This is a genomic window from Mesorhizobium sp. M7A.F.Ca.US.005.03.2.1, assembly GCF_003997795.1.
Taxonomy (GTDB): Bacteria; Pseudomonadota; Alphaproteobacteria; order Rhizobiales; family Rhizobiaceae; genus Mesorhizobium; species Mesorhizobium ciceri.
In genome coordinates this window covers 1-2,213 of sequence record NZ_RZRP01000959.1, presented here as the reverse complement: position 1 = coordinate 2,213, position 2,213 = coordinate 1, and the positions used below count along the sequence as shown (strand labels likewise).

4 protein-coding genes are annotated in these 2,213 nt (G+C 62.7%); all 4 read left to right on the top strand.

Features of this window, described 5'->3' with window-relative positions:
* The coding region (locus tag EN991_RS33200; protein ID WP_245461143.1) for a formyl transferase at window positions 1-419 on the top strand (419 nt) is incomplete at its 5' end.
* A gap of 204 nt (window positions 420-623) precedes the next feature.
* On the top strand, window positions 624-926 hold the full coding sequence (locus tag EN991_RS33195) for a virulence factor (RefSeq protein ID WP_013531170.1): 303 nt from the start codon (window positions 624-626) through the stop codon (window positions 924-926).
* Window positions 919-1,545 carry a methylenetetrahydrofolate reductase C-terminal domain-containing protein gene (locus tag EN991_RS33190; protein WP_013531169.1) on the top strand — a complete coding sequence of 209 codons (627 nt, stop codon included), beginning with the start codon at window positions 919-921 and terminating at the stop codon, window positions 1,543-1,545. The genes EN991_RS33195 and EN991_RS33190 overlap by 8 nt, the downstream gene beginning before the upstream one ends.
* Window positions 1,542-2,213, top strand: a 672-nt coding sequence (locus tag EN991_RS33185; protein ID WP_164769558.1) for a methylenetetrahydrofolate reductase, incomplete at its 3' end; no start/stop codon positions are given. The genes EN991_RS33190 and EN991_RS33185, both read left to right, overlap by 4 nt.

The window sequence follows — 2,213 nt, the reverse complement described above, 5'->3', positions numbered from 1 at the left end:
GCGTTGTGCTGCTCAACGGTTGCCGACTAATCTCGGCTGAGATGCTGAGCAAAATGCCCTGCCCGGTGCTCAACTACCATGCGGGCATCACGCCGAAATATCGCGGCATGAATGGCGGCTATTGGGCTCTGGTATCAGGCGATGCGGAGAATTTCGGCACGACTGTCCACCTCGTCGACGCTGGCGTCGACACTGGTGGCGTGCTGAAGCAGGCGCGCGGCAGATCGAAAAAAGGCGACACCATCTCAAGTCACGCGCTACGCCAGACGGCGTTCTCGCGCGACATCTGCGTCGAGGCTGTCAGCGATGCACTGGCTGGAAAACTCACGACGATCGATCCCGGCCTGCCTTCGAAACTCTGGTATCATCCGACGATCTGGTTCTACGTCTGGACGGGCCTCAGAACTGGCATCTGGTAGCGCGTTTTTCGTCCTGGACGGCATACTGCGCGCCAGCGTTTCCGACGCGCTGGACCGGGCGCCGGCACACGCCGCAAACGAATAAACCCACCTTTCATTTTACGACATCGAAATGCGTCGCTTTTGAATGCGCGCGCGTCGTCCCATAACAAGCGGCACCACTGCGCTTGCGGCAATGCTCGATAGTTCGAGGAGTGAGAATTCATGGCCGATCTGATCGTCGTCTACTGGCGCGACATCCCTGCCCAGGTGATCGTCAAGAAGGGCCGGCAGAACGCCAAGCGCGAACTGCCGCTGCGCTTTACCGAGGCGATCGACATGTGCGCCATGCGCACCGGCGCCGGCGGTACAGACGACTATCTGGCCGAATGGCGCAAAGCCGATCCCATTCCGGTCGGCGACGACCTCGAAGCCGAAGTCGAGAAGGCATTCAACGACATCGACACGAGATATGACCGCGAGCGGCTGGTCGCTCTGGTCAAGGCGGGCGGCAAAGAAAATGTCTGAAACCATTCCTGCCAAGGAGAGGCCGGCTGTTACCCAGGCCACTCTGGTCAAGAAGGCAGCGCCGAAATCCGACTACAAGCCGGCCGACGTATCGCCGCAGCGGCGCGTGCAGCGTTCCTTCGCGGTCAGATTATGGTCGGTGCGGCACTCGCGATTACTCGAATGGTTCTACGCCAAATTCGCCGACATGTTCCTGCTCCTCCATCCCTTATGGAAAGGCATAGGCTATGGCCGTGTCGAAGGGCCGATCAAATTTGTCGAGAAGCGCGTCAAGGGCTTCATGTTCGACTGCCGCATGTGCGGCCAGTGCATCTTGTCCTCGACAGGCATGTCGTGTCCAATGAACTGCCCCAAGCAATTGCGCAACGGCCCTTGCGGCGGTGTCCGCGCCAACGGCAATTGCGAGGTCGAGCCCGATATGCCCTGCGTCTGGGTCAAGGCCTGGGAAGGCTCGCAGAACATGGTGCACAGCGACAGGATCCTGACCGTGCAGAAGCCGGTCGACCAGTCGCTGCGTGAAACCTCGGCCTGGCTGCGGGTGACCGCGCAGGCGGCCACCGCGCGCGAAGCCGCCGCTGCCGCCAAGAATGAGGCGGCCAGCACCGGGGCGTCGGCATGATCGGCCGCCAGCGCGACGAAAACCCGGCCGGCATCCACCTGCCGCTCGAACCCCTGCCCGGCCACACCTCGCGCGGTCGGCTGGAGCGCGTACTGCGGCGCGGCGAGTTCGCTGTGACGACGGAGCTCAACCCGCCCGACAGCGCCGATCCGGAAGACGTCTACAACAGGGCGAAAATCTTCGACGGCTGGGTCGACGCCATCAACGCCGTCGATGCATCGGGCGCCAACTGCCACATGTCCTCGGTCGGCATCTGCGCACTTTTGACCCGCATGGGCTATGCGCCGATCATGCAGATCGCCTGCCGCGACAAGAACCGCATCGCCATCCAGGGCGACGTACTGGGCGGGGCTGCGATGGGCGTCGCCAACATGCTGTGCCTGACAGGTGACGGCGTCCAGGCCGGAGACCAGCCCGGCGCCAAACCGGTGTTCGACCTCGACTGCATGTCGCTCCTGGAAACCTGCCGCATCATGCGCGACAACGGCAAGTTCCTGTCCGGCCGCAAGCTGACGACGCCGCCACAGCTTTTCCTGGGTGCTGCGATCAATCCGTTCGCGCCGCCGATCGACTTCCGCCCGCACCGGCTGGGCAAGAAGATCGCCGCCGGCGCGCAATTCGTACAGAGCCAGTATTGCTTCGACGTGCCCATGTTCCGCACCTACATG

Coding starts and splice junctions, on each gene's coding strand:
- EN991_RS33190 (WP_013531169.1), top strand. CDS start 919: ATGTCTGAAACCATTCCTGCCAAGGAGAGGCCGGCTGTTACCCAGGCC.
- EN991_RS33195 (WP_013531170.1), top strand. CDS start 624: ATGGCCGATCTGATCGTCGTCTACTGGCGCGACATCCCTGCCCAGGTG.